General features: G+C 69.5%; 24 protein-coding genes. 14 read left to right on the forward strand and 10 right to left on the reverse strand.

Going from position 1 to position 26,478, the window contains the following annotated elements; genetic code table 11:
- On the reverse strand, nucleotides 1–1,185 hold the full coding sequence (gene hsaA, locus B8W69_RS23790; protein WP_085292186.1) for a 3-hydroxy-9,10-secoandrosta-1,3,5(10)-triene-9,17-dione monooxygenase oxygenase subunit: 1,185 nt from the start codon (nucleotides 1,183–1,185) through the stop codon (nucleotides 1–3).
- 158 nt (nucleotides 1,186–1,343) lie between these two features.
- Between hsaA and B8W69_RS23795 the strand changes: the two genes are divergently transcribed.
- Together B8W69_RS23795 and B8W69_RS23800 are read left to right on the forward strand one after the other, a co-directional pair.
- Entirely contained in the window at nucleotides 1,344–2,426 is a 1,083-nt protein-coding gene (locus B8W69_RS23795; protein WP_085292187.1) for a ferredoxin--NADP reductase, read from the forward strand.
- A gap of 46 nt (nucleotides 2,427–2,472) precedes the next feature.
- On the forward strand, nucleotides 2,473–3,006 hold the full coding sequence (locus B8W69_RS23800; protein WP_085292188.1) for a hypothetical protein: 534 nt from the start codon (nucleotides 2,473–2,475) through the stop codon (nucleotides 3,004–3,006).
- Between the two features lie 87 nt (nucleotides 3,007–3,093).
- Here the strand turns inward: B8W69_RS23800 and B8W69_RS23805 are convergent, their stop codons facing one another.
- On the reverse strand, nucleotides 3,094–5,244 hold the full coding sequence (locus B8W69_RS23805) for an acyl-CoA dehydrogenase family protein (RefSeq protein WP_085292189.1): 2,151 nt from the start codon (nucleotides 5,242–5,244) through the stop codon (nucleotides 3,094–3,096).
- A gap of 283 nt (nucleotides 5,245–5,527) precedes the next feature.
- Here B8W69_RS23805 and kstR point away from each other — a divergent pair, with 283 nt between their 5' ends.
- The gene (gene kstR, locus B8W69_RS23810; protein ID WP_085292190.1) at nucleotides 5,528–6,187 is read left to right on the forward strand and encodes a cholesterol catabolism transcriptional regulator KstR; all 660 of its coding nucleotides are present in this window, start codon (nucleotides 5,528–5,530) and stop codon (nucleotides 6,185–6,187) included.
- Between the two features lie 12 nt (nucleotides 6,188–6,199).
- On the opposite strand, the gene B8W69_RS23815 is transcribed toward kstR, so the two are convergent.
- A complete protein-coding gene (locus tag B8W69_RS23815; protein WP_085292191.1) occupies nucleotides 6,200–7,279 on the reverse strand; it encodes an Rv3575c family transcriptional regulator in 1,080 nt (359 codons plus the stop codon).
- Between the two features lie 127 nt (nucleotides 7,280–7,406).
- Here B8W69_RS23815 and B8W69_RS23820 point away from each other — a divergent pair, with 127 nt between their 5' ends.
- From B8W69_RS23820 to B8W69_RS23850, 7 genes are all read left to right on the forward strand, one after another.
- Nucleotides 7,407–8,339, forward strand: coding sequence for a metal ABC transporter solute-binding protein, Zn/Mn family (locus B8W69_RS23820; RefSeq protein ID WP_085292221.1), 933 nt, complete (start codon nucleotides 7,407–7,409; stop codon nucleotides 8,337–8,339).
- On the forward strand, nucleotides 8,336–9,157 hold the full coding sequence (locus tag B8W69_RS23825) for a metal ABC transporter ATP-binding protein (protein WP_085292192.1): 822 nt from the start codon (nucleotides 8,336–8,338) through the stop codon (nucleotides 9,155–9,157). The genes B8W69_RS23820 and B8W69_RS23825 overlap by 4 nt, the downstream gene beginning before the upstream one ends.
- On the forward strand, nucleotides 9,157–10,017 hold the full coding sequence (locus B8W69_RS23830) for a metal ABC transporter permease (protein WP_085292193.1): 861 nt from the start codon (nucleotides 9,157–9,159) through the stop codon (nucleotides 10,015–10,017). The genes B8W69_RS23825 and B8W69_RS23830 overlap by 1 nt, the downstream gene beginning before the upstream one ends.
- 38 nt (nucleotides 10,018–10,055) lie before the next feature.
- Nucleotides 10,056–10,766, forward strand: a complete 711-nt coding sequence (locus tag B8W69_RS23835; RefSeq protein WP_085292194.1) for a sensor domain-containing protein — start codon at nucleotides 10,056–10,058, stop codon at nucleotides 10,764–10,766.
- Nucleotides 10,767–10,827: 61 nt separating this feature from the next.
- Nucleotides 10,828–11,586: a LamB/YcsF family protein gene (locus B8W69_RS23840; protein WP_085292195.1), complete on the forward strand. Its 759-nt coding sequence runs from the start codon at nucleotides 10,828–10,830 to the stop codon at nucleotides 11,584–11,586.
- Complete coding sequence (locus tag B8W69_RS23845) at nucleotides 11,586–12,503, forward strand: MBL fold metallo-hydrolase (protein WP_085292196.1); 918 nt, start codon at nucleotides 11,586–11,588, stop codon at nucleotides 12,501–12,503. The genes B8W69_RS23840 and B8W69_RS23845 overlap by 1 nt, the downstream gene beginning before the upstream one ends.
- A gap of 13 nt (nucleotides 12,504–12,516) precedes the next feature.
- On the forward strand, nucleotides 12,517–13,758 hold the full coding sequence (locus B8W69_RS23850) for an SLC13 family permease (RefSeq protein ID WP_085292197.1): 1,242 nt from the start codon (nucleotides 12,517–12,519) through the stop codon (nucleotides 13,756–13,758).
- Here the strand turns inward: B8W69_RS23850 and B8W69_RS23855 are convergent.
- The gene (locus B8W69_RS23855) at nucleotides 13,755–16,397 is read right to left on the reverse strand and encodes a helix-turn-helix transcriptional regulator (protein ID WP_085292198.1); all 2,643 of its coding nucleotides are present in this window, start codon (nucleotides 16,395–16,397) and stop codon (nucleotides 13,755–13,757) included. The two genes, B8W69_RS23850 and B8W69_RS23855, sit on opposite strands and share 4 nt — an antisense overlap.
- A gap of 169 nt (nucleotides 16,398–16,566) precedes the next feature.
- Between B8W69_RS23855 and B8W69_RS23860 the strand changes: the two genes are divergently transcribed.
- Nucleotides 16,567–17,976: an FAD-dependent oxidoreductase gene (locus B8W69_RS23860; protein WP_085292199.1), complete on the forward strand. Its 1,410-nt coding sequence runs from the start codon at nucleotides 16,567–16,569 to the stop codon at nucleotides 17,974–17,976.
- Here B8W69_RS23860 and B8W69_RS23865 read toward each other — a convergent pair.
- The 6 genes from B8W69_RS23865 to carD are packed head-to-tail and all read right to left on the reverse strand — an operon-like array spanning nucleotide 17,973 to nucleotide 23,066.
- Nucleotides 17,973–18,932, reverse strand: a complete 960-nt coding sequence (locus tag B8W69_RS23865) for a glycerophosphodiester phosphodiesterase (RefSeq protein WP_085292222.1) — start codon at nucleotides 18,930–18,932, stop codon at nucleotides 17,973–17,975. The genes B8W69_RS23860 and B8W69_RS23865 overlap by 4 nt on opposite strands.
- Nucleotides 18,933–18,970: 38 nt before the next feature.
- Nucleotides 18,971–19,903, reverse strand: coding sequence for a 23S rRNA (guanosine(2251)-2'-O)-methyltransferase RlmB (gene rlmB, locus B8W69_RS23870; protein WP_085292200.1), 933 nt, complete (start codon nucleotides 19,901–19,903; stop codon nucleotides 18,971–18,973).
- Entirely contained in the window at nucleotides 19,904–21,322 is a 1,419-nt protein-coding gene (cysS, locus tag B8W69_RS23875; RefSeq protein ID WP_085292201.1) for a cysteine--tRNA ligase, read from the reverse strand.
- Between the two features lie 49 nt (nucleotides 21,323–21,371).
- Entirely contained in the window at nucleotides 21,372–21,851 is a 480-nt protein-coding gene (gene ispF, locus B8W69_RS23880) for a 2-C-methyl-D-erythritol 2,4-cyclodiphosphate synthase (protein WP_085292202.1), read from the reverse strand.
- Nucleotides 21,848–22,561: a 2-C-methyl-D-erythritol 4-phosphate cytidylyltransferase gene (gene ispD, locus B8W69_RS23885; RefSeq protein WP_085292203.1), complete on the reverse strand. Its 714-nt coding sequence runs from the start codon at nucleotides 22,559–22,561 to the stop codon at nucleotides 21,848–21,850. The genes ispF and ispD overlap by 4 nt, the downstream gene beginning before the upstream one ends.
- A gap of 16 nt (nucleotides 22,562–22,577) precedes the next feature.
- A complete protein-coding gene (gene carD / locus B8W69_RS23890; RefSeq protein WP_003419482.1) occupies nucleotides 22,578–23,066 on the reverse strand; it encodes an RNA polymerase-binding transcription factor CarD in 489 nt (162 codons plus the stop codon).
- A 278-nt stretch (nucleotides 23,067–23,344) separates the two neighbouring features.
- Between carD and B8W69_RS23895 the strand changes: the two genes are divergently transcribed.
- Genes B8W69_RS23895 through disA form a run of 3 tightly spaced genes read left to right on the forward strand, consistent with a single transcriptional unit; the run spans nucleotide 23,345 to nucleotide 26,471 of the window.
- Nucleotides 23,345–23,905 (forward strand): copper chaperone PCu(A)C domain-containing protein, encoded by a 561-nt coding sequence (locus B8W69_RS23895; RefSeq protein ID WP_085292204.1) that lies wholly within the window; start codon nucleotides 23,345–23,347, stop codon nucleotides 23,903–23,905.
- Between the two features lie 49 nt (nucleotides 23,906–23,954).
- Nucleotides 23,955–25,391: a DNA repair protein RadA gene (radA, locus tag B8W69_RS23900; RefSeq protein ID WP_085292205.1), complete on the forward strand. Its 1,437-nt coding sequence runs from the start codon at nucleotides 23,955–23,957 to the stop codon at nucleotides 25,389–25,391.
- Nucleotides 25,392–25,397: 6 nt separating this feature from the next.
- A complete protein-coding gene (gene disA, locus B8W69_RS23905; RefSeq protein ID WP_085292206.1) occupies nucleotides 25,398–26,471 on the forward strand; it encodes a DNA integrity scanning diadenylate cyclase DisA in 1,074 nt (357 codons plus the stop codon).
- Nucleotides 26,472–26,478: the final 7 nt, after the last annotated feature.

Genomic DNA, 26,478 nt, shown 5'->3' on the forward strand with positions numbered 1-26,478 from the left:
TCAGACCATGGTGTCGCCGGGCGGCAACCCGAACTCGTTGTTCCCGAAGATCTGGTAGGCCCGCTCGGGGTCGTTAGCCGCATGCACCCGGCCCGCGTGTGCGTCGCGCCAGAACCGTTGCACCGGTTGGTCATTGCCCAGGGCCGTGGCGCCGGAAGCCTCGAACAGGCGGTCGATGGACGCGATGGCGCGGCCGGTGGCACGCACCTGGTCGCGGCGAGCGCGCGCACGCAGGTCGAACGGGATCTCCTTGCCGGCCGACAGCAGCGCGTACTCGTCGGCGACGTTGCCGCTCAGCTGGCGCCACGCCGCGTCGATGTCGCTGGCCGCTTCGGCGATGCGGACCTTGGCGAACGGGTCGTCCTTGGCCTTCTCACCGGCGAACGCGGCGCGCACCCGCTTGCCCTGGTGCTCGACGTGCGCGTCGTACGCGCCGTAGGCCATGCCGACGATCGGCGCCGAGATCGTGGTGGGGTGCATTGTGCCCCAAGGCATCTTGTAGACCGCCGCGGTGTTGTTCTCGTATCCGCCCGCGGTGCCGTCGTTCATCGCCTTGTAGGACAGGAACCGGTGCCGCGGCACGAAGACGTCCTTGACGACGACGGTGTTGCTGCCCGTGCCGCGCAGGCCGACGACATGCCACACGTCGTCGATGCGGTACTCGCTGCGCGGGATCAGGAAGCTGCCGAAGTCGACCGGACGCCCGTCCTTGATCACCGGACCGCCGAGGAACGCCCACGTGGCGTGGTCACATCCCGACGACCAGTTCCACGAACCGTTGACCAGGTAGCCGCCCTCGGTCACCACGCCGGCACCCATCGGGGCATACGACGACGAGACGCGTGTCTTGGGGTCCTCGCCCCAGACCTCCTCCTGCGCCCGCTGGTCGAACAGCGCCAGGTGCCAGTTGTGCACGCCGATGATCGAGCTCACCCAGCCGGTGGAACCACACGCGCTGGCCAGCCGCCGCACCGCCTCGTAGAACAGCGTCGGATCGCACTGCAGCCCGCCCCACTGCTCGGGCTGCAACAGGGTGAAGAAGCCCACATCCTGAAGGTCCTGAACGGTCTCGTCGGGCAGCCGGCGCAGGTCCTCCGTCGCCTGAGCGCGTTCGCGAATCTGCGGGAGCAGATCATCGATGCCAGCCAAAACCGACTGCGCATCACGCTGTTGAATGGACGTCACTTACGTTTGCCTCCTGCGCCAGACTTACTCAGCGGACTTACACCAGAGACTAGAACACGTTCCGATTTGTGTCGAGCAGGGTAATCCTGCGGCTGGTAGCGATACGAATCCGCTTTTCTGTAACATGTTCTAGTTGCAACGAAAGGAAGGGACGGGCCTTGACCGAGGCGATTCCGGACGAGCCTCTCGGTGACCACGTCCTTGAACTGCAGGTCGCCGAGGTCATCGCCGAGACCGACGATGCGCGGTCCCTGGTGTTCGCGGTACCCGACGACGCGGGCGACCCCACCATCCCACCCGAGCGGCTCCGGTACGCGCCGGGCCAGTTCCTGACGCTGCGCGTGCCCAGCGAGCGCACCGGCTCGGTGGCCCGCTGCTACTCGCTGTGCAGCTCGCCGTTCACCGACGACGCGCTCACCGTCACGGTCAAACGCACCGCGGACGGTTACGCGTCCAACTGGCTGTGCGACCACGCGCACAAGGGCATGCGGATCCACGTGCTGGCCCCGTCGGGCAACTTCGTCCCCAAGACGCTGGGCGACGACTTCCTGCTGATGGCCGCGGGCAGCGGGATCACGCCGATCATGTCGATCTGCAAGTCGGCGCTGGCCGAGGGCAGCGGGCAGGTGACGCTGATCTACGCCAACCGCGACGACCGGTCGGTGATCTTCTCCGAAGCCCTGCGCGAGCTGTCCGCCAAATATCCCGACCGGCTCACGGTGTTGCACTGGCTGGAATCGCTGCAGGGCCTGCCCAGCGTGGCCGCGCTGGCCAAGCTGGCCGCCCCCTACACGGATCGGCCCGTGTACATCTGCGGCCCGGGCGCCTTCATGGACTCGGCGAAAGAAGCGCTGGAAACACTGAAAGTGCCTGCGCCGCAAGTACATATCGAAGTGTTCAAGTCGCTGGACTCGGACCCGTTCGCAGCCGTGAAGATCGAGGACACCGCCGAAGGCGACGAGCCGCCGGCGACCGCGGTGGTCGAACTGGACGGCGAAACGCACACCGTGTCGTGGCCGCGCAACGCCAAGCTGCTCGACGTTTTGCTGGCCAAGGGCCTCGACGCGCCGTTCTCCTGCCGCGAGGGTCACTGCGGCGCGTGCGCGTGCACGCTGCGCAAGGGCAACGTCAGCATGGAGGTCAACGACGTGCTCGAGCAGCAGGATCTGGACGAGGGTCTGATCCTGGCCTGTCAATCTCACCCGGAATCTGATTCGGTAGAAGTCACCTACGACGAATAGTCGCAGGGTTAAGTTCACCCTTGGGTCAGCGGGAAGGGAAGCATCGATGATGCGGCTGGTATCGGGCATCGCAGTCGTCGCAGTGATGCCGATGTTTCTGCCCGCCGCGGTGTGCGCGGCGTCGAGCAACACCGCCACCACGTTGTTCCCGCTCGACGGGCCCAACCAGCTGGAGACGCGGGCCATCCTCAATTGCTTCAAGGCCGACGGCCACTGCGATTTCACCGCCGGGGCGGACATGCTGACCCCCGGCGGGGTGACCGGCTTCCCGCCCGGCCTGTGGGCCCGGCAAACCACCGAGATCCGGTCCTCGAACCGGCTGGCCTACCTCGACGCGCACGCCGACGGCCAGTACGAGCGGGTGATGAAATCGATGGGTTCCGACGAGATCACCACCATCTACATGGGTGAGGGCCCGCCGGAGAAGTACCAGACGAACGGGCGCATCGACTCCACCGACTGGCAGACGGGGCAACCCAAGACCGACAACAACGTCATCGCCTGCACCCACATCCAGGTGGTCTACTCCGGGGTCAACATCACGTCGCCAAGCACCTGCGCGGTCACCACGTTCTCCTGACCCCTATTCGGGGTAGTCGCCGACCCTGTAATCCTGCAGAGAAATTGCGAGTAAGGCCTGCCGGATTACGGCTCGGCGCAACGGCGGCTAGCGAGGCAGGCCGAGAAGTCGCTCCGCCGCGACGGTGAGCAGGATCTGCTCCGTGCCGCCGGCGATGGTCAAGCAGCGGGTGTTGAGGAAGTCGAACACCGCTCGGTCGCCGTCCGCCCGGCGGTCAACCAGGCCGCCGCCCTCGGACACGTCCATCGTGAACTCGGCCAGGGCCTGGCGGTAGCGGACACCGATGAGCTTGCGCACGCTGGATTGCGCGCCGGGGTCTTGGCCGCCGACGGCCAGCTGGGCGATCCGCTGGTCCAGCAGCGCGCCGGTCTGCGCGGTAACGATCAACCGTCCCAACCGATCTTGCTCAGCGGCGTCCAGGTCGAGCTCGGCCAGCAGCTCGAGCAGTTCCTCCATCGGGTTGCCCAGGGCCGTTCCGTTGGCCATCGCGACCCGCTCGTTGGCCAGCGTGGTGCGGGCCAGCCTCCAACCGTCGTTCACCTCGCCGACCACCAGCTCGTCGGGAACGAACACGTTGTCCAGGAACACCTCGTTGAACAACGAGTCACCGGTGATCTCACGCAGCGGACGGATCTCGATGCCCGGGGAGCTCATCTCCACCAAAAAGTAGGTGATGCCTTTGTGTTTCGGCGCATCCGGATCGGTGCGGGCCAGGCACACGCCCCATTTCGCCTTGTGCGCGGCCGACGTCCACACCTTCTGCCCGGTCAGGTTCCAGCCCCCGTCGGTGCGGACAGCCTTGGTGCGCAGCGAGGCCAGGTCAGAACCGGCCCCGGGCTCGGAAAACAGCTGGCACCAAAGGAATTCGCCGCGCGTGGTGCCCGGCACGAACCGCTCGACCTGTTCCGGCGTGCCGTGCTCGAGGATGGTCGGCGCCGCCCACCAGCCGATCACCAGGTCGGGCCGGGCCACCCCGGCCGCCGCCAGCTCCTGATCGATCAGCAGCTGCTCGGCCGGACCCGCGCCGCGCCCGTAGGGCGGCGGCCAGTGCGGCGCCTGCAGGCCCGCCTCGGCCAGGGCCGCCTGCCGCTTCTCCTCGGGCAGCCCGGCGATCTGGGCCACGGCCGCGGCGATCTCCGCCCGCTGGTCCTCCACCTCGGTCAGATCGATCCCCAGCCGGCGCCGCACACCCGCCTGGGTCAGCGCGGTGATGCGGCGCAACCAGGTCTCGGCCCCGCCCAGGAATCGGCCGATGGCATGCGCCCGGCGCAGGTACAGGTGCGCGTCGTGCTCCCAGGTGCAGCCGATGCCGCCGAGCACCTGAATGCAGTCCTTGACGTTGGCCTTCACCGCGGCGATGCCGGTGCTCGCGGCCAGGGCCGCGGCTAGGGAGAACTGGGACTCGTCGCCCTCGGCGGCGGCGCGCGCAGCGTCGGCGGCGGCCACCTCGGCCTGCTCGGCGCGGCACAGCATCTCGGCGCAGATGTGCTTGATGGCCTGGAAGCTACCGATCGGCTTGCCGAACTGCTCGCGGACCTTGGCGTAGTCGACGGCGGTCTCCAGCGACCAGCGGGTGATGCCGGCCGCCTCGGCCGCCAGCACCGTCGCGGCCAGCTCCTCGACGCGTGCGCGGCTCTCCGACACCACGGCGGCCGGGGCGGAGTTCAGCACCACCCGGGCCAACGGCCGGGAGAAGTCGCCGGCAGCCAGGGGCTCGATCTGCACACCGGCACCGCTGGTGTCGATCAGCAGCCACTTCCCATCGGCCGGCGCCAAGAGTACGGCGCCCTCGGCGACACCCAACGCGAATGGCAGGGTGCCCGACGCCGTCGAAGTCGCGCCGTCGAACTCGATGTCGCCTTCCAGCGCCAGCCCGGCGAAGCGTTCCCCGGAGGCGAGGGCGCCCAGCAACTCGGGATCCGAGCCCGCCTCGGAGAGAAGCACAGTGGCCAGCGCGGTGGTGGCCACCGGCCCGGGAACCAGCGCTTTCGCCGCCTCCTCGACCATCGCGCACAGGTCTTCGATGCTGCCGTCCGCGCCGCCAAGCTCCTCCGGGATCGCGACGCCGAAGATCCCCAGCTCGGCCAGCCGGGAGAACACCGGCCGCCATGCGTCGGACTTGCCCTGCTCCACGTCGCGTATCGCCGCGGTGCCGCCCGGCCCCGACGTCGAATTGCGGGCCCAGTCGCGCACCAGGGCGCGCGCGGCAAACTGTTCGTCGGTGACGGTCGCTACCACCTGAGAGGACCTCCGCGTCCTTGGCTCGACGTGACAAGGGGGTCGAACCCCTGTCCTGATTGTGCGATCTGCCCGCCAAGCGGGTATGTCTCCAGCACGTGTTGGCACGCAACCCGCTCTCCGCAGACTAGAACGTGTTCTAATAGTGCCAGTGATCGACCGTCAAGTCGAACGCCATTACACCAGCACAGCGCTTGTCCGCGGCGGTATGGAGGTGGGAAATTCACACGCAGAATGCGTATCGTTTGCAAACGAACCGCCGGGAACAGGAGCAAACCGTCACATGCCAGCCAACGCAAATCCGAGCCGCGTGTCGGACGCGCAGCCGCGCGAGGTCGTAAACGTGGCGGTACTGGCGGAATCCGAATTGGGGTCCGAGGCGCAGCGGGAACGCCGCAAGCGCATCCTGGACGCCACCATGGCCATCGCTTCCAAGGGCGGCTACGAGGCGGTTCAGATGCGTGCGGTGGCCGATCGCGCGGACGTCGCGGTGGGGACGCTGTACCGGTATTTCCCGTCGAAGGTGCACCTGCTGGTGTCGGCGCTGGGCCGCGAGTTCAGCCGCATCGATGCCAAGACGGACCGCTCGGCGATGACCGGGGGCACACCCTTCCAGCGGCTCAGCTTCATGGTGGGCAAGCTGAACCGCGCGATGCAGCGCAATCCCCTGCTGACCGAGGCGATGACGCGTGCCTACGTGTTCGCCGACGCGTCGGCGGCCAGCGAGGTCGACCAGGTTGAGAAGCTCATCGATTCGATGTTCGCGCGCGCGATGGCCGACGGCGAACCGACCGAGGACCAGTACCACATCGCCCGGGTGATCTCGGACGTGTGGCTGTCGAACCTGCTGGCGTGGCTCACCCGGCGGGCCTCGGCCACCGACGTCAGCAAGCGGCTGGACCTGGCCGTGCGGCTGCTGATCGGCGACACCGAACAGGCCTAGTCTCCAACCGGCTCACGCCGGCGGGCCGGCGGTGCGGCCCCGGACGAGCTCGGTGTCCAGCAGTTCCACGGCCGGCAGTCCGGATCGCGGCGGCTTCAGCAACAGCTCCCCGGCCCGGCGGCCCTTCTGCAGGCTGGATTGCGACACCGTGGTCAGGCCGCGGTTGATGGCCTCGGGCACGCCGTCGAATCCGGTGACCGTCATCTGACCGGGCACGTAAATTCCGTGTGCCCGCAGGTAATCCATGGCGGACAGCGCCAGGATGTCCGCTGTGCACATCAGCGCGGTGATCCGCGGATTGGTCGCCAGGGCCACCTTGGCGGCCGCGCCGCCCGATTCGGGCAGGTGCTCATAGCTTTCCACCACGGTCAGGGAATCGGGGTCGACCCCAGCGGCCGTCATCGCCTCCCACACGCCGACGATGCGCTCGCGCTGCACGTCGAAGGCGGGTGACCGCAGCCGGCCAGCGTCCACCAGACCCTGGCGCCGGTCGCGGCCCAGCCGCATGGTCAGCAGCCCGATCTCGCGGTGCCCCAGGCCCAGCACGTAGTCGGCGAGCTCACGCATCGCGGCGCGGTCGTCGATGCCCACCCGCGAGGCGCCGGCCAGCCCCTTCGGTTGGTCGACCACCACGACCGGCAGCCGGCGCTGCAGCACCACCTGCAGGTAGGGATCCTGGTCGCACACCGAATAGACCACGAAGCCGTCCACGCCGGCCGAAAGCACCGCGGACGTCCCGTCTTTGAGGCTGCGGCTGGGCCCGACAGCGACCAGCAGCAGTCCCTGGCCCAGCGCCTCGCACGACTGCGCCACCCCCGTGACGAAGTCCCGCGCGGCGGGGTCGCTGAAGAAGTAGGTCAGGGGTTCGGCCATCACCAGGCCGACCGCGCCGGCCTTGCGGGTACGCAGCGATCGCGCCACCGGGTCGGGGCCGGCGTATCCGAGCCTCTTGGCCGTCGCAAGCACGCGCTCACGCAGGTCCGGCGAGAGCTGATCGGGCCGATTGAAGGCATTCGAGATCGTCGTGCGCGAAACGTTGAGCTCGTCCGCCAACGACGCCAGAGTCGCACGCCGGCGCGGTGTGGGACTCACGTTCGGTGAGGCTACAGCGGATCGGGGCCCGCGCGTACGCGCTTCAGCTTGCGGCTTTGTAATGGAAACGGTTTTCATTAGTATTATGGATCGGCTGACTGGCCGGCGGGAGGAATCGGACGTGCGCATGGCACCGACGCGGCGGCGAACGGCGAAGGCTACGCCCGCCGATGCGACGCGATGGCTGGCGGCCGCCCTGGTGCTGACCGGCGGGGCGATCCTCACTGCCTGCAGCGGCACCGCGCATTCGCGCGCCATCTCCGTCGTCGCCTCCACCGATGTGTGGGGCAGCGTGGCGCGCGCCATCGCGGGCTCCCATGTCGCCGTCAAATCCATTCTCAGCGGGGCGGACGTCGACCCGCACTCCTACGACGTCAGCCCCGCGGACGCCGCCGCGATCGCCGACGCCCCGTTGGTGGTCTACAACGGCGGCGGCTATGACGGCTGGGTCGACGAGGTGCTGGCCCGCCACCCCGACGCCAAGCCGGTCAATGCCTACTCGTTCCTGGACGGCGGGCAACCCCGCAACGAGCACGTCTTCTACGACCTGGCCGTCGCGAAGGCGGTCGCGGCCACCATCGCCGACCGCCTCGCGACGATCGACCCGGGCAACGCCGCCGACTATCGGGCCAACGCCGCAGCGTTCGGCCGCGACGCCGACGCCATCGCCGGCGCCGAGCACGCGATCGCGACCGCCCACCCCAACACCTCGGTGATCGCGACCGAACCGGTCGCGTTCTACCTGCTGAAGGCTTCGGGGTTGGTGAACCGCACCCCGCCCACGTTCGAGGCGGCCACCGAGAACGAGACCGATCCCGCGCCCGCCGACATGGCGACGGTCCTCGACCTGGTCAACCGGCACCAGGTGTCGGCGGTGCTGATCAACCCGCAGACCTCCACGACCGCGATCAACGGCCTGCGCGACGCCGCGCGGCACGCGGGTGTCCCGGTCACCGACGTGTCCGAAACGCTGACAGACGGCACGGATTACCTGACCTGGCAACGCAATACGGTCAACCAGCTGCAGTCCGCACTGCAGTCGAGCCGGCCGCCGTCATGAGCCTCGAACCCGTCGCGGCCATCGAAAACCCCGCGGAGACCGTATCGCTGCGCGGCGCGCGGCTGTCGTTCGGCGACCGCGTGCTGTGGGACCAGCTGGACCTGTCGGTGTCGCGCGGCGAATTCATCGCGGTGCTGGGCCCGAACGGCAGCGGCAAGACGTCGCTGCTCAAGGTCCTGCTCGGGCAGCTGGCACTGAGCGCCGGCACCGGGCTGGTGGACGGCAAGCCGATCACCTCGGGTAGCGGACGCATCGGCTATGTGCCCCAACACCGTCCGATGGACGCCGACGTCATGCTGCGCGGGCGCGACCTGGTCCGGCTGGGCATCGACGGGCCGCGCTGGGGCGCCATCCCGCTGCGGTCCGCCGATCGGGAGCGCCGGCGCGCGGCCGCGCGCCAAGCGCTACGGCAGGTGAACGGCGAACATCTGGCCGACGTCCGGGTCGGGATGATGTCGGGCGGCGAGTTGCAGCGGGTGCGCATCGCCCAGGCGCTGGTCAGCGACCCGCTGCTGTTGCTGTGCGACGAGCCGCTGCTGACGCTGGACCCCGCCAACGCCAAGCTGGTGTCGGCGCTGATCGAGCGGCGCCGCCAGGACGCAGCGACCACGGTCATCGTCGTCACCCACGAGCTCAACCCGATCCTGCCGTACGTGGACCGGCTGCTGTACCTGGTCGACGGCCGGTTCGAGGTCGGCACCGTCGAGCAGGTGATGACCAGCCAGACGCTCTCGGCGCTGTACCAATCCGACATCCAGGTGGTGAAGGTCAAGGACGGCTACGTAGTGGCCGGCGCGCGCGACGACGGGTACTGCTGATGGAGCATCGGCTCGCCGGCCTGCTGGACCATCTGTTCTCCTTCGACATCACCGCCCACCTGCTCGGCCATGACTTCGTGCAGCAGGCGCTGGCGGCCGCCGCCCTGCTGGGACTGGTAGCCGGGCTGATCGGGCCGTTCATCGTGATGCGGCAGATGTCGTTCGCCGTGCACGGTTCGAGCGAATTGTCGCTGACCGGAGCCGCTTTCGCGCTGCTGATCGGCTTCGGTGTGGGGGTGGGCGCGCTGATCGGCAGCGCCCTGGCCGCGGCGCTGTTCGGTGTGCTCGGTCGGCGCGACCGGGAGCGCGATTCGGTGATCGGCGTGGTGCTGGCCTTCGGGCTGGGCCTGGCGGTGTTGTTCATCCATCTCTACCCGGGCCGCACCTCGACCAGCTTCGCCCTGCTGACCGGCCAGATCGTCGGGGTGGGCTACACGGGCCTGACCATGCTGGCGCTGGTCTGCCTGCTCGTCATCGCCGTGCTGGCGACGTGTTACCGGCCGCTGCTGTTCGCCACCGTCGATCCCGATGTCGCCGCGGCCCGCGGCGTGCCGGTCTACGGGCTGGGCATCGTGTTCGCCGCCCTGGTCGGCGTGGTGGCGGCCCAGGCGGTGCAGATCGTCGGCGCGCTGCTGGTGATGTCGTTGCTCATCACGCCGGCGGCCGCGGCGGCCCGGGTGGTCGCCTCGCCCGCAGCGGCGATGGTGACCTCCGTGGTGTTCGCCGAGGTGTCCGCCGTCGGCGGCCTGGTGCTGTCGCTGGCCCCCGGCGTGCCGGTGTCGGTCTTCGTCGCCAGCATCTCGTTTCTGATCTATCTGGTCTGCTGGATGATCGGGCGCCGGCGAGAGGCCGCCGCATAAGCTGGGTTGCACACATTGGCCCCACGTCGGAGAAGGCAGTGGTGCGCGGGCGAATCGCGTTCCTGATGCTTGCGGCGGTGTGCGCGGTGACGGCCGGCTGCACCACCGTGGTCGGCGGCCGCGCGTCGCCCGCGGATACCTCCGGCCCGCTGCCCCAGACCCCGCTGACCGCCGCGGCCCTCGATGGGCTGCTGCTCGACAAGGACCAGATCAACTCCTTGCTCAGCGCGGGGATGCGGCTCCGCTACGGCGTGCAGGAGATGTGGGACTGGAGCTCGACTTTCAGCGACAAGAGCTGCCTGGCAATGGACGGCCCGGCCCAGGCAGCGGTCTACGCGGACACCGGCTGGACCGCGATGCGCGGCCAGCGCCTCGACGACAACTTCGATGACCCGGCGGTCCGCAACGACTCCGCCATCCAGGCGGTGATCGCCTACCCGTCCGCGCGGAAGGCAAACACGTTCTACGACGCCTCGGTGGGACGGTGGTTCGCCTGCGCCAATCGCAAGTTTTCCGAACGTCCCCCGGGCAAGCCCGAAATCGTGTGGGCGGTGGGCGAGGCTCACAAGGTCGGGGGCACGCTCAGCACGTCCGAGGTTCAGGAAAGCAGCGACGGCTGGACGTGCCAGCGGGCGCTGACCGCGCGCAACAACGTCGTCATCGACGTCGCCACCTGCGGCTCCTTCCTGCCCGGGGGGTCCGCGGTCGACCTCGCCCAGCAGATCGCGGCCAAGGTCAGCGAGCAGTAGCCGGGCGCCAAACCGCCTCCTCGCCTGGGCCGGCGCGACCGCGCCCCCATAAGCTGGGCAGGTGGCCGGTATCGACCTCAACGCCGACCTGGGCGAAGGCTTCGGCGTCTGGCGCCTGGGTGACGACGACGCCATGCTCGGCATCGTCACGAGCGCCAACGTCGCGTGCGGCTTTCATGCCGGCGACCCCGCGGGCCTGTTGCGGGTATGCGGGTCGGCCGCCGCGCGCGGGGTCCGCATCGGGGCGCAGGTGAGCTATCGCGACCTGGCCGGGTTCGGCAGGCGCTTCATCGACGTCGCCGGCGAGGACCTGATCGCCGACGTGGTGTACCAGATCGGCGCGCTGCAGGCGATAGCGCACGCGGCCGGCACGTCGGTGTCCTACGTCAAACCGCATGGCGCGCTGTACAACACGATCGTGACCCACCCCGAGCAGGCCGCCGCCGTGGCCGAGGCGGTGCGCCTGGTGGACGCCGGGCTGCCGGTCCTGGGCATGGCGGGCTCGGCGTTTTTCGACGAAGCCGACCGCCGCGAGTTACGCACGGTCGCAGAAGCTTTCGCCGACCGGGCATATCGGTCCGACGGCCGGCTGGTGTCCCGCCGTGAGCAGGGCGCGGTGCTGCACGACCCGGCGGAGATCGCCGACCGGGTGGCCGACATGGTCACCTCGGGGCGGGTCACCGCGACCGACGGCACGCAGCTCGCTTTGAAGGCGGAATCCGTTTGCGTGCATGGTGATTCGCCGGGCGCCGTACAGATCGCCGCTGCCGTTCGCGACCGCCTCGAGGCGTCCGGCGTCGAGATCGGGGCCTTCTGCTGATGCGGCTGAAACTCGGGCGCCCCGACATCGCGCGGTACGCGGACCGGTTCGACGCGCCCGCCGCCGAACCCGGCGCGCCCTCGGTGACCTGGATAGGTGTGGCGACCCTGCTGATCGACGACGGCTCGTCGGCGTTGATGACCGACGGCTACTTCTCCCGGCCGAGCCTGGCCAGGATCGTGGCCGGCAAGGTGGCGCCCTCGCCGGCGCGGGTCGACGGATGCCTTGCCCGGGCCAAGGTCTCGCGGCTGGCGGCGGTCATTCCGGTGCACACCCACATCGACCACGTGCTGGACTCCGCGCTGGTCGCCGATCGCACCGGCGCGCAGCTGGTCGGCGGGCAGTCCGCGGCCAATGTCGGGCGCGGGTACGGGCTGCCCGAGAACCGGATCGTCGTCGCGGTCGACGGCGAACCGATTCGGTTGGGCGCCTACGACGTCACCCTGATCGAATCGCACCACTGCCCGCCCGACCGGTTCCCCGGCGTCATCGACCAACCGGTGACCCCGCCGGTGAAGGCGTCGGCGTATCGCTGCGGGGAAGCCTGGTCGACGCTGGTGCACCACCTGCCCACCGACCGGCGGCTGCTCATCCAGGGCAGTGCCGGCTTCGTCAAGGGCGCCCTGGCCGGTCACCGCGCCGACGCCGTGTACCTGTCCGTCGGGCAGCTCGGGCTGCAGCCGCGGTCGTACCTGGTCGACTACTGGACCGAGACCGTACGGGCGGTGGGGGCGCGCCGGGTGATCCTCATCCACTGGGACGACTTTTTCCGCCCGCTGACAAAACCGTTGCGCGCCGTACCCTATGCGGGTGACGACCTGAACGTCTCCGTCGGCATCATCGACGAGCTGGCCGCACAGGACGGTATCGCGGTGCACCTGCCCACCGTGTGGCGACGCGAAGACCCGTGGCAGTGAAGCGGTTCTGACCTTGGCCCTGACGCTTGCGCTGTTGCTGCTTGCTGTTGTCCTGGCGTTCGCCGTTGCGCGCCCCGGGGGCTGGCCCGAGGCGCTGGCGGCGGTCCCAGCGGCCCTGATCCTGATCGCGGTCGGCGCGATCTCGGTCCATCAGGCGGCCAAGCAGATCGCCGACCTGTCCGGGGTGGTGGCGTTCCTGGGTGCGGTGCTGGTGCTGGCCAAGCTGTGCGACGACGAGGGCCTGTTCGAGGCCGCTGGCGCGGCGATCACACGGGGACGGGTCGGGTCGGGCGGCCTGCTGAGGCGGGTGTTCGTCATCGCCTCGGTGATCACCGCGGTGCTGAGCCTGGACGCCGCCGTGGTGTTGCTGACGCCGGTGGTGCTGGCCGCCGTGCGGCGACAGCGCACCCGGGTGCGGCCGTACGCCTACGCCACCGCCCATCTGGCCAACGGCGCCTCGCTGTTGCTGCCGGTGTCGAACCTGACCAACCTGCTGGCCTTCCACACCGCCAACATCTCGTTCACCCAGTTCACGCTCGTGATGGCGGCGCCGTGGGTGGGCGCGGTGGCCGTCCTCTACCTGATCTTCCGGTGGTTCTTCGCCAAGGACCTGCGGGTGCAGCCGGACCCGGAGCAGGTGGGCGCGCCGCCGCGCCCGCCGGTGTTCGTGTTGGTGGTCGTCGCGCTGACGCTGGCCGGGTTTGCCGTCGCCCAATCCGTGGGGATCGCGCCGGCCTGGGTGGCGCTGTGCGGCGCCGTCGCCCTGGCGGTGCGCAGCCTGCGCCACCGGCACACCTCGGTGTCCGACATCGCGCGTTCGGTGAACGTGTCGTTTTTGGTGTTCGTGCTGGCGCTCGGCGTCGTCGTGCAGGCGGTCATGAGCAACGGGATGGACCGGGCGATGTCGGCGGTGCTGCCGTCGGGTTCGGGCCTGCCGGCGTTGCTCGCCATCGCGGCGATAGCCGCCCTGCTGGCCAACGTCGTCAACAACCTGCCCGCCACGCTGGTGCTGCTGCCGCTCGTCGCCCCCAGCGGGCCGGTGGCGGTTCTCGCGGTGCTGATCGGGGTGAACATCGGCCCCAACCTGACCTACGTCGGATCGCTGTCGAACCTGTTGTGGCGGCGCGTGTTACGCCAGCACGACGTCGACGCCGGTGTCGGCGAGTACACCCGCCTCGGCGTGTGCACCGTGCCCGCCTCGCTGACGGTGGCGGTGCTCGCGCTGTGGGCCTCGGCGCGGCTACTGGGTCTCTAGGGCGCGGGCGAGCCGCAGGGTCCCGATCGGATGATGGACGCCAGCTCCTCGCGCGACTGCGCCCCTACGCGCTGGCAGGCCCGGTACACGTGGCCTTCCACGGTGCGCACCGACATCACCAGCTTCTCGGCGATCTCGCGATTGGACAGACCGGCCACCACCAGTTCGACGACGTCGCGCTGGCGGCCAGACAACTTGAGGCCTGTCGGGGTGTGCAGCGCCGGCGTGTGCAGACCACCGCACTCGTCGGCCAGTTCCCTGGCCAACGCCGCCGCGTACAGACCACGGCGGTGGTGTTGGTGTTCGTCGAACACCACCGAAGCCTGCGCCGCCGCATCGGCGGCCGCGACCCGATCACCGATCCCCCGGTACGCCGCCGAGGCCGCCAGCAGGCCCTCCCCATCGCGAGCCGACAGCGCCTCCGCGTGCGCCGCGACGGCATCGGCCAGCGGCAGCGACAACGCGCCGGCCAACTCCCGCGCCCGCGCCGCGTGCGTGGTGTCGCCCCATTGCGCCGCCGCCTGGATGCAGGCGAGCTCGTGGGTGGGCTGGCCACGGTCGCGGGCCAGTCGGGCCGCGTCCGTCACACATGCCACGGCCTCGCCCAGCCGGCCGCTCGCCGCCATCGCCCACCCCTCGGCCAGGGACAGGGCGGTGTGCATGAACAGAAAGTCGGCCGGCACGCAGGACCGCGCCGTGGCGACCGCGGCGTTCGCATCGTCGGGCTGCCCGAGCTTGGCGTGCGCCTCGGCCAGCGCGAAATAGCTCGCTGGTCGCAAACCGGTTGTCACATAGTGTGTTTGCACCCCGGCCACCGCCTCGTGCACCAGCCGGGCCGCCTCGGCGACGGCGCCGCGAGCCAGCTCGGCGGTGCCGGACAGTAGGGCTAGGTTCGCATACGCAAGGCCGGGGATGTCACGGGACGATTCGGCCAGTTGCGTTGCCGTGCCGACAAATTCATCGATCCGACCGGTCAACCGGCACGCACGACCGTAGACGGCGCCGAACCAGAACCGCATATGCGATGCCTGGAACGACGTCGTCGCGCGCCGCAGCGTCTGATCCGCCACGCGCGCGAGCTCGTCGACCTGACCCAGCGCCCCCATCGCCATGATCAACGCGAGCGAAGCCATCATCGTGTGGAAGCCGGGCAGGTCGGGAAAACCCAAGGCGGCCCGGGCATTTGCGGCTGCGCTCTCGCAGCGCGCCGCCACCGCATCCAGGCACGCCTGCACCGCCAACCGCTCCGCCCGCTGGGCGGGGGCCTCGGAGTCAAGCGCGGCAAGCCCGTCGAGGATCTCGACCGCGCCGCTGGGGTCGAAGAGATTCCACATCAGGTTGGCCGCCCGCACGGTCGCCCAGTGATGGCCGTCGGGCAGGTCGCTGTCGGCCATCGCGCGCAGCGCCAACTCAGCCGGCTCGCCGCGTCCCTGCAGCGCCAGGTTCATGGCCCGCACCCCCGCCGCCCCGGGCGCACCGGCTTCCGTTGCGGCGGTGGCGAACCGGTCGGCCAGATCCAGATCCAGCAGGGTCATCGCATGCCGCGCCGATTCCAGGTACAGCCCGGGGTCGGGATCGAGGTCCGACTCGAGGCGCAGCAACGCGCGGCGCACCGTTGCCTGCATGTCGGCGTCGCCGTCGTCGCCCAGCCGCGCCGCCAGCCTGCCGCGAATCTCCGACAGATACAGCTCGCCTGCGCTCGCGCGGCGCAGCTCACCGAACAGCGGGTGGGCAAGTCTGGCCGTCAAACCGGCGCCGGTGCGTTCGATGCTGACCAGGCCCATCCGCTCGGCTGCCGCCAGGTCGCTGCGCCGCGCCAAATCGCACAGCACCTCGACGGCCAGCGGCTCACACTGCGACAGCGTGTCGATCACCATCGCCACTTCCGGGCTGAGCCGCCCCATCTGACGGCCCACCGTTTCGGACAGGCTCGACGAGACCGCAACGTCGCCGTCCCACATCCATACCCCGGCCGTCTTACGCATCCGCCCGGCGGCCACCTGATCCGCCAGCAGCTGTCGCAGGAACAGCGCGTTGCCACCGGTCAGCTTCTGGAACCGCGCTGCGCTGGGCGCATCGACCGGACCGTCCAGCTTGCTCTCGATGACCTCGCGTGTCGCCGCGGCCGAAAAAGGTTTGAGATCAAGCCTTTCCAACAGCCCGTCTTTCCACAGCGCCGTCACCGCGTCCGGTTCGTCGAGGCCGATGCGTACGGTGACCACCAGCCGGACCCCACCCGACTGCGCCAACTGGTGGACGACCATTGCGGACAATCCGTCCAACAGGTGCGCGTCGTCGACCCCGATCAGCACGCGGCGTTGACGCTGTTGCGCGACAAACGAATTGATCACCCGTCGCACATCGGTCAAAGGATCCGACTGCGCCTCATTCAAAGCCTCGGTCATCGACCCGATGAACGCGCCCAGTGGCAGCGCTTGCGCCGAGTCAGTGCCGACGATCCACCTGGTCCGCTCCCCGGACGCCTCGGCGCGCCGCAGCGCCTCGTGGGCGAGCCAGGTCTTGCCCACTCCGGGGGCTCCGGCGATCACCACGCCCGTGTGGTTGCCGCCCGCACTCAGGGCGCGGCGAATGGTTCCCAATTCGCTGGCACGCCCGGCCAGCGGCTCGGTGCCGATCATTCGGCGACTATAACGGGCCGCGGGCATCGCCAGGGGCCGCTTTGTCGGCTTCGCTGGCATCGCGAGTGGCCGGCCCGGGGCAGTGGCGTAGTCGACTACGCTGTCGGCCCCCGTTTCGGGCCATGAGCATGGTCTTCGTCGGGTACGCGCTCAGCACAGGCGGTGGGCTATGGCAAGGATCGGCAATCACGCGGTGGTATTGGGAGCGAGCATGGCCGGTCTGGTGGCCGCGCGATCGCTCAGCGAGTTCTTCGGCACGGTCACGGTGGTGGAGCGCGATCCGCTGCCCGACATCCCTCCCGACACGGCCTGCGCTCGCCGCGGTGTGCCGCAGGGTCGCCATCTGCACGGCCTGCTGCCTCGCGGCGCCCTGGTGCTCGAGCAATTGTTCCCCGGCGTCCTCGATGCGATGGTCATCGACGGCGCGCATCACCTGGATGGCCGTAATCTCTCGCAGCTGTACTACTGCTTGGGCGACCATCTGATGGTGCGTTCGGGGGGTGCCCCTTCGTTCGCCGCCTATCTGGCCACCCGGCCGTTCCTCGAGGAGCATGTCCGAGCGCGACTGCGCCGGATCCCCACCGTCACGCTGCTCGACGAGCACGACATCGTGGACCTGACCACGACATCAGACCGCAGACGGGTGACCGGCGTCCGGGTGGTCGACCGTCGCACCCACGACGACGTCACGCTGAGCGCGGACTTGGTGCTCGATGCCACCGGGCGGGGCGCGCGCACCCCGGCGTGGCTGACCACCCTGGGCTACCAGCGCCCGGCCGAGGTTCATGTGCCGGTACAGCTGACCTACGTGAGCCAACGCCTGCGCATGGCGCCGGGCGCGCTGCACGAATTCGGTTTCATCGTCGGAGCGGTGCCGGGCCGGCCGCGCGGGCTGGGCATGTTGCGCTCGGAAAACGACACCTGGATGTTCACCGTGTACGGCATCGCGGGTCACGGGCCGCAGCCGGACCTCGCATCGATGTGCGAGTTCGTCGAGGACTGCGCGCCGGCCCATCTGCTGGCCGCGGTCCGAGCCGCCGAACCCATCGGCGAGCCCACCCGGCACGGTCAGCCGTCCAGCCGGTGGCGCCGCTACGACAAGGTGCAACGCTTCCCGGAAGGCCTGCTGGTGATGGGCGATGCGATCTGCAGCTTCAACCCGATCTACGGTCAGGGCATGACGGTCGCCGCGCTGGAGGCGGCGGCGCTGCGCGACTGCCTGTCTGAGGGCGCGGAGGATTTGGCGCGGCGATTCTTCCGGGCCGCCGCGGTTCCGATCCGCCAGGCGTGGGAGCTGTCGGCCAACCCGGATCTGTGCCTGCCCGAGATCGAAGGCACGCCACCGCTGCTCACCCGGCTGCTCAACGGCTACATCGATCGCATACTCACCGCGACCGAATACGACGCCGTCGCGGTCGATCGGTTCGTCAGGGTCACCGCACTTCTCGATCCCGCTTCCCGGCTGCTGCGCCCGGGCATGATGTGGCGGGCCGCGTGCGCGAACCTTCGCCGACCGCGAGGCGGCGACGAGCAGCCGGCTCGCGACAACGGCGACCTGGCCGGCAGCGTCGCCCGCTAGCCCCGCCGGTAGGCCGGCGGCAACGGCATCGCCAATTCGGCGAGCACGCCGCGCAGCAGCGTCGGGTAGTCGGTGATGATGCCGTCGACCCCGTATCCGATCTGCTGACGCATGGCGTCGGTGTCATCGACTGTCCACGGAATCACCCTGAGCCCCAAGGCATGTGCACGGTCAACGTACGCCGGGCCGGTGACCAGTCGATAATCCGGTGAGACGATGGCGGCGCCCACCATCCGCGCACCGATCAGCGGATCGCCGATGAGCGTGGGGTTTTCGCCGCCCAGCCAGGGTGAGTCCGGCACCCAGGTGTGCCCGTCGTACAGGGCCGCCAACGGAATTGACGGCTCGGCGCGCCGCACCAGCGGCAGGGTGCGCCAGTCGAAGCTCTGGATCTCCACCCGGTCTACCTTGCCCGCGGACCTGACGGCGGCCAGGATCACATCGACGAACTCCTGCGGCTCGGCCGATGTGCCGGGCCGGTCGGCCTCCACCTTGGTTTCGACGTTGTAGCGGATCCCGTCGGCGCGGTAGGAGTCGGCGAGCGCGAAAACCTGCGGCAGCGTCGCTATCTTGTTGCCCCGCACCACCTCGGCCCGGGGATACTCGCCGAGCAGGCGGCCGCAGTCCAGGGTGTTGACCTGCGCCAGGGTGAGCTCGTTCACGCGCTTGCCGACGTATGGGTACCGCGGGTCACCGGCGAATGCGGGCGCGGTGTCGGCGCACTTCTCGGCCTGAATCGTCGGGTCATGCCACACCAGCGGTTGCCCGTCTTCGGTCAGGACGATGTCGAGTTCCAATGTGCTGACGCCCAATTCGAGCGCTTTGGCGAACCCGCGCAGGGACTCCTCGGTGGTCTCGCCCCGGCCCCCACGGTGGGCCTGCAGGTCGAAGTCGGGCGCCTGGGCCCGGGCAACGCCGACCGGCCACAGCGCGATGGCCAGCAGCACCACCGCCAGCGCCCCTCGAAGGCGCGCAGGCCGGTCGGGCACCGGGGTTAACTCCTGCGCTGGCGGGTGATTTCGGCGAGTACCACCCCGGCGGCCACCGACGCGTTCAGCGATTCGGTGTTTCCGGCCATCGGGATGGACACGACTTCGTCGCAGTTCTGCCGCACCAACCGCGACAGTCCCTTGCCTTCCGAGCCCACGACGACCACCAGCGGATCGGTGCCGTCGATGTCGTCGAGCGTGGTGTCACCGCCGGCGTCCAGACCGATCACCCGCAGGCCGCGGCCGGCCCAATCTGTCAGTGTCCTGTTCAGATTGGTGGCGCGCGCCACCGGGATGCGGGCCGCGGCCCCGGCGCTGGTGCGCCAGGCCACCGCGGTCACCGAGGCCGACCGGCGCTGCGGGATCAGCACCCCGTGGCCGCCGAATGCCGCGACCGAACGGACGATCGCGCCCAGGTTGCGGGGATCGGAGATGTTGTCCAGCGCGACCAACAGCGCCGGCGGCGAGGCGAGTGCGGCGGCAACCACGTCGTCGGGGTGGGCGTAGTCGTATGGCGGCACCTGCAGCGCGATCCCCTGATGCAGGTGGTTGCTGGTCATGCGGTCCAGATCGGTACGCGGTACCTCGAGGATGGAGATCCCCAAATCGGCTGCGCGGGTGACGGATTCGGTGAGCCGTTCGTCGGCCTCGGTGCCCAGCGCCACGTAGAGCGCGGTGGCCGGCACCCCGGCGCGCAGGCATTCGAGCACCGGGTTGCGGCCCAGCACCGTCTCGGCTTCGTCGGTTCGGCCCCGCGCCGGCCGACGGCTCTGGGCCTTGGCACGCTTGGCGGCCGGATGGTTCGGGCGCATATGCGCGGGCGGGGTGGGGCCACGTCCTTCCAGGCCGCGGCGGCGCTGGCCCCCCGAACCTACGGTCGGGCCCTTCTTGGTGCCCTCTTTGCGGATCGCCCCACGGCGACGCGAGTTGCCGGCCATCTACTTGTCGCGCTTTTCTTCGTGGGCCAAAAGCTCCCACTGCGGCCCGTCGGCGGTATCGGTGACCTCGATGCCGGCGTACTTGAGCCGGTCGCGGATCTCGTCGGCGAGCGCCCAGTTGCGCTCCTCGCGCGCCTTCTGCCGGTTCTCCAGCTCCGCCTGGACCAGCACATCGACGGCGGCCAGCGCCGCCGACGTCTCGTCGCGGGTTTCCCAGCGTTCGTCCAGCGGGTCGCAGCCCAGGATGCCCATCATCGCGCGGATCGCGCCGGCGTGTCGCAGCGCGCCTTCGTGATCGCCGGAGTCCAGCGCCCGGTTGCCTTCGGCGCGGGCGTGGTGCACCTCGGCCAGCGCGGCGGGCACCGCCAGGTCGTCGTTCAGCGCGTCGGCGAACTTCTGCGTCCACTGCCCGGGCTCGACGCCACCGACCCGCACCCGCACGCGGTGCAGGAATTCCTCAACGCCGACATAGGCTTTCACGGCGTCCTGCAGGGCGTTGTCGGAGAATTCCAGCATCGACCGGTAGTGGGCGCTGCCCAGGTAGTAGCGCAGTTCGGCGGCGCGCACCCGCTGCAGCAACGCCGGTATGGCCAGCACGTTGCCCAGCGACTTGCTCATCTTCTCGCCGCCCATCGTCACCCAGCCGTTGTGCAGCCAGTAGCGGGCGAAGCCGTCGCCAGCGGCGCGGCTCTGGGCGATCTCGTTCTCGTGGTGCGGGAAGACCAAGTCCATTCCGCCGCAATGGATGTCGAATTCCGGCCCCAGATACGTGCGGGCCATCGCTGAGCATTCCAGGTGCCAGCCCGGGCGCCCGCGGCCCCACGGGGTGGGCCAGGACGGCTCGCCGGGCTTGGCGGCCTTCCACAGCGTGAAGTCACGCTGATCGCGTTTGCAGGTCGCCACGCCTTCGCCCTGGTGGACGTCGTCGATCTTGTGCCCGGACAACTGCCCGTACTCCGGGTAGCTGAGCACGTTGAAGTAGACGTCACCGCCGGCGGCGTAGGCGTGATCGGTTTCGATCAGCCGTTCCATCAATTCGACCATCTGGGTGATGTGCCCGGTGGCTCGCGGCTCGGCCGACGGCGGCAGCACGTCCAGGGCGTCGTAGGCGGCGCTGAAGGCACGCTCGTAGGTGGCCGCCCATTCCCACCACGGCCGGTCCGCCGCGGCGGCCTTGTTGAGGATCTTGTCGTCGATGTCGGTGACGTTGCGGATGAACGCGACGTCGCAGCCGCGCGCGATCAGCCACCGGCGCAGGATGTCGAAGGCCACGCCGCTGCGGACATGGCCGATGTGCGGCAGGCCCTGGACGGTGGCGCCACACAGGTAGATGGAGACGTGACCCTCGCGCAGCGGGACGAAATCACGCACGGCACCGGCTGCCGTGTCGTGTAGCCGCAAGCGGGCGTGATCGGTCACGACGTGCCAGCTTACCGGGTAGTTCCCCGGCGCCCGGCGCTGCGCGGGCTTACCCGGTGGGGACCACCAGCGCGGTGGCGATGGCGGCGAGGCCCTCACCGCGTCCGGTCAGCCCCAACCCGTCGGTTGTCGTCGCCGACACCGAGACCGGCGCGCCGAGCAATTCCGACAACACCCACTGTGCCTCGTCGCGACGCGGACCGACTTTCGGCCGGTTCCCGATGACCTGCACGGCGGCGTTGCCGACCCGGAAGCCTTGGTGGGACAACAGGTCCGCGACATGGCGCAGCATGTCGGCGCCGCTGACACCCTTCCAGCGCGGATCGCCGACCCCGAATACCGCACCCACGTCACCCAGCCCGGCGGCCGAGAGCACGGCGTCGCACAGCGCGTGCGCGCCCACGTCGCCGTCGGAATGGCCCGCACAGCCGTCGGCGTCGGCGAAAAGCAGCCCCAGCAGCCAGCAGGGCCGCCCGGGTTCGATCGGGTGCACGTCGACGCCCAGGCCCACCCGCGGCAGGGCAGTCACCGGCGTACCACGGCCTCGGCCAGCAACAGATCGAGCTGGGTGGTGATCTTGAACGCCAGCGGATCGCCGTCGACGACCTGGACGTGGCCGCCGACATGCTCGACCAGCGACGCGTCGTCGGTGAAACCGGCGCCACCACCCGCCTGATAGGCCCCGTAGGCGCGCAACAGCAGTTCGGTGGCGAAGCCCTGCGGGGTCTGCACGGCACGCAGGCCGGCGCGCTCCGGCGTCCCCAGGACCACCCCGTTGGCGTCCACGGCTTTGATGGTGTCATGCAGCCGCAGCGCGGGCACCACGGCATCGTGACCGGCCCGCAGCGCTGCCACCACGCGGGTGATCAGCGCCGGCGGCGTCAGCGCCCGTGCGGCGTCGTGCACCAGCACGAACTCGGGTGCCCCCGAAGGCAGTGCCGCCAGGGCGAGGTTGACGGATTCGGTGCGGTCGGGGCCGCCGGCGACGACGGTGGCCTGCCCGGCGCCGACGTGGCCGTGCAGCACCTGCTCGGCCTCGTCGACGCGGTCGGCGGGAACCGCCACCACGACGTGATCGACGACCCCGGAATTCAGCAAACCGGTGACGGCGCGCTGCAGCAGCGTGCGGCCGTCAACCAAACAGAATGCCTTGGGAATTCCTGCGGCCAGCCGTTCACCCGACCCTGCGGCGGGGACGACTGCGACTACTTTGCCTGAGGTGCCCGTCTCCGGGGCCACCGAAGTGTCAGGACCTTCAGGAAGCGGCGGCCAGAACCTCGTCGAGGATGGTCTCCGCCTTGGCGTCATCGGTGCTCTCGGCCAACGCCAATTCACCGACCAGAATCTGACGGGCCTTGGCCAGCATCCGCTTCTCGCCGGCTGACAAACCGCGCTCCTGATCGCGACGCCACAGGTCGCGGACTACCTCGGCGACCTTGTTGACGTCGCCGGAAGCAAGCTTTTCGAGATTGGCCTTGTAGCGGCGCGACCAGTTCGTCGGCTCTTCGGTGTGCGGCGCGCGCAGCACCTGGAAAACCTTGTCCAAACCTTCTTGTCCGACGACGTCGCGGACACCCACGTACTCAGCGTTCTCGGCGGGAACTCGAACTGTCAGGTCTCCCTGCGCCACCTTCAAGACGAGATATTCTTTTTGTTCCCCTTTGATCGTCCGGGTTTCGATCGCCTCGACTAACGCAGCACCGTGATGCGGGTAAACAACGGTGTCGCCGACCTTGAAGATCATCTGATTCGAGCCCCTTTCGTTACTTCATCCTAACACGACCGCCCAGTTACGCGCGAAGCAACGATGCAGGTCAGGGGCACAACACGCGCAGGTTAGGGGTTGACATGGGGATCAAGTCGTGCAGTGCAGCACATTACCAACGCCCCGGAAGCGGCCCGGCGGTCGCCCATTCGGGCGCTCCTGCGCTGGTCTGGCGCCCCGCGCTATCGCGCGCGGGACGTTCCTACTACTGTGCATAGTTGCATCAGTCGGACCGGCTCAGCAGGAGGCCTGAGAGAGTGAACCGCTTCAAGATCCGCCTCGGCCTTCCCGCGCTCGCCATCGCCGGGGTGATGGCCGTTCTGGCCGCCCTGCTGAGCGGTTGCGGAGCCGGCCAGGTGTCGCAGATGGCGGTCCAGGAGCCCGCCATCAACGGCAACAAGATCACGTTCAACAACGTGGCGTTGCGCGACATCCGGATCCAGGCCAACCAAAGCGGCGACTACCTCAAGCCGGGCCGGACCGTGGACCTGGTGCTGGTGGCCGTGAACCAGTCGCCGAATTCCGCTGACCGGCTGGTCGGCATCACCACCGACATCGGCACGGTGACGGTCAGCGGCGACGCCCGGCTGCCCGCCGGCGGGACGCTGTTCGTCGGTACGCCCGACGGGCAGAAGGTGGCTCCCGGCCCGGTCGGTTCCAACACCGCGGCGGCCGAGGCGACCATCAATCTGGCCAAGCCGATCTCCAATGGCCTCACCTACAACTTCACCTTCAACTTCGAGAAGGCCGGGCAGGCCACCGTCGCCGTGCCGATTTCGGCCGGGTTGACGCCGCCGCAGCAAAACCAAGCGGGGTAACCGCCTGTCGTGACGCGGGCTTGTCGTAGCGGCTCGATACCGTCATGGCGTGGCAACAGCGCGCTCCCAATACCGGTGTTCGGAATGCCGGCATATCACTGCGAAGTGGGTCGGCCGCTGCATGGAGTGCGGCACCTGGGGCGCCGTCGACGAGGTCCCGCTACTCAGTGCGGCCGCCGGTCGACGCAGCGGCCTTGCCACGGCATCGCCGGCCGTGCCCATCACCTCCATCGAGCCCAACGCCAGCCAGCACCGCACGACGGGGGTAGACGAACTCGACCGCGTGCTCGGCGGCGGTGTGGTGCCCGGCTCGGTCACGCTGCTGGCCGGTGATCCGGGCGTTGGCAAGTCGACGCTGCTACTCGAGGTCGCGCATCGCTGGGCGCAATCCGGCCGCCGCGCGCTGTACATCTCGGGTGAGGAGTCCGCGGGCCAGATCCGGCTGCGCGCCGACCGCATCGGCTGCGGCAGCGACGAGCTCTATCTAGCCGCGGAATCCGACCTGCACACCGTGCTCGAGCACATCGCCACGGTCAGACCCGCTCTGGTGATCGTGGACTCGGTGCAGACCATGTCCACCGCCGAGGCCGATGGCGTGGCCGGCGGCGTCACGCAGGTGCGTGCGGTGACGTCGGCGCTGACGGCCGCGGCCAAAACCAATGCGGTCGCGCTGATCCTGGTCGGGCACGTCACCAAGGACGGGGCCATCGCCGGGCCGCGTTCCCTCGAGCATCTGGTGGACGTGGTGCTGCACTTCGAAGGCGACCGCAACGGCTCACTGCGCATGGTCCGGGGGATCAAGAACCGGTTCGGGGCCGCCGACGAGGTCGGGTGTTTCCTGTTGCACGACAACGGGATCGAGGGCGTCGCCGACCCATCGAACCTGTTCCTGGATCAGCGTCCGGCGCCGGTCCCCGGCACCGCGATCACGGTGACGCTCGACGGCAAACGGCCGCTCATCGGCGAGGTGCAGGCGCTGCTGGCCACGCCGGCGGGCGGGTCGCCGCGGCGCGCCGTCAGCGGCATCGACCACTCCCGGGCCGCAATGATCACCGCGGTGCTGGAAAAGCACGCCAAGCTGCCCATCGGCGCCAACGACATCTACCTGTCCACGGTCGGCGGGATGCGGCTGACCGATCCGTCGTCGGACCTGGCGGTCGCAGTCGCGCTCGCTTCGGCGCTGGCCGACCTGCCGCTGCCCACCACGGCGGTGATGATCGGCGAGGTGGGTCTGGCCGGGGACCTCCGACGGGTCAGCGGCATGGAGCGGCGCCTGTCCGAAGCCGCGCGCCAGGGCTTCAGCATCGCGCTCATCCCGGACGGGGACGATCCCCGGCGCGAGATCGTGCCGAACGGGATGCGGGCGCTGCGCGCACCCACCATCGTGGCGGCGCTGGAGCACATGATCGACATCGCCGACCACCGCGGCGGCGCGCCCGCAAACCCGCGGCGGCTGGACGTGTGGCGCGCTCGGCCTGAAGAATGACCTGTTGTGACTCGTCCGACGCTGCGTGAGACTGTCGCCCGCCTTGCTCCGGGCACCGGGCTGCGCGACGGCCTGGAACGCATCCTGCGTGGGCGTACCGGCGCGCTGATCGTGCTCGGCAACGACGAGGCCGTCGAGGCCATCTGCGACGGTGGCTTCGCTCTGGACGTGCGCTACGCGCCCACCCGGCTGCGCGAGCTGGCGAAGATGGACGGCGCCGTCGTGCTGTCCACCGACGGAAGCCGCATCGTGCGGGCGAACGTGCAGCTGGTCCCGGACCCGTCGATCGCCACCGACGAGTCGGGCACCCGGCACCGCTCCGCGGAGCGGGCCGCGATCCAGACCGGCTACCCGGTGATCTCGGTCAGCCACTCGATGAACATCGTGACCGTCTACGTGGGCGGCGAGCGCCACGTGGTCGCCGACTCGGCGACCATCCTGTCGCGGGCCAACCAGGCCATCGCAACCCTGGAGCGGTACAAGATCCGTCTCGACGAGGTCAGCAGGCAGCTGTCGCGCGCGGAGATCGAGGACTTCGTGACGCTGCGCGACGTCATGACCGTGGTGCAGCGGCTGGAGCTGGCCCGTCGGATCAGCCAGGTGATCGACAACGACGTCGTCGAACTCGGCACCGACGGGCGCCAACTGCGGCTTCAGCTCGACGAGCTGCTGGGCGGCAACGACAACGCCCGCGAACTGATCGTGCGCGACTACCACGCCAGCCCGGAGCCGTTGTCCGAGGTGCAGATGTCGGCCACGCTGGACGAGCTGGATGCGCTCTCGGATACCGAGCTGCTCGACTTCACCATCCTGGCAAAGGTTTTCGGGTATCCGACCACCGCCGAGGCGCAGGACTCGGCGGTCAGCCCCCGCGGCTACCAGGCGCTGGCCGGCATTCCCCGGTTGCAGTTCGCCCACGCCGACCTACTGGTCCGCTCGTTCGGGACGCTGCAGAACGTGCTGGCGGCCAGCGCCAGCGACCTGCAATCGGTCGACGGTATCGGCGCGATGTGGGCCCGCCACGTGCGGGAGGGACTGTCGCAGCTGGCGGAGTCTACGATCACCGACTCGTTGAGCTAGGAGCGCT

It is taken from the genome of Mycolicibacterium vulneris, assembly GCF_002104765.1.
GTDB classification, from domain to species: Bacteria; Actinomycetota; Actinomycetes; order Mycobacteriales; family Mycobacteriaceae; genus Mycobacterium; species Mycobacterium vulneris.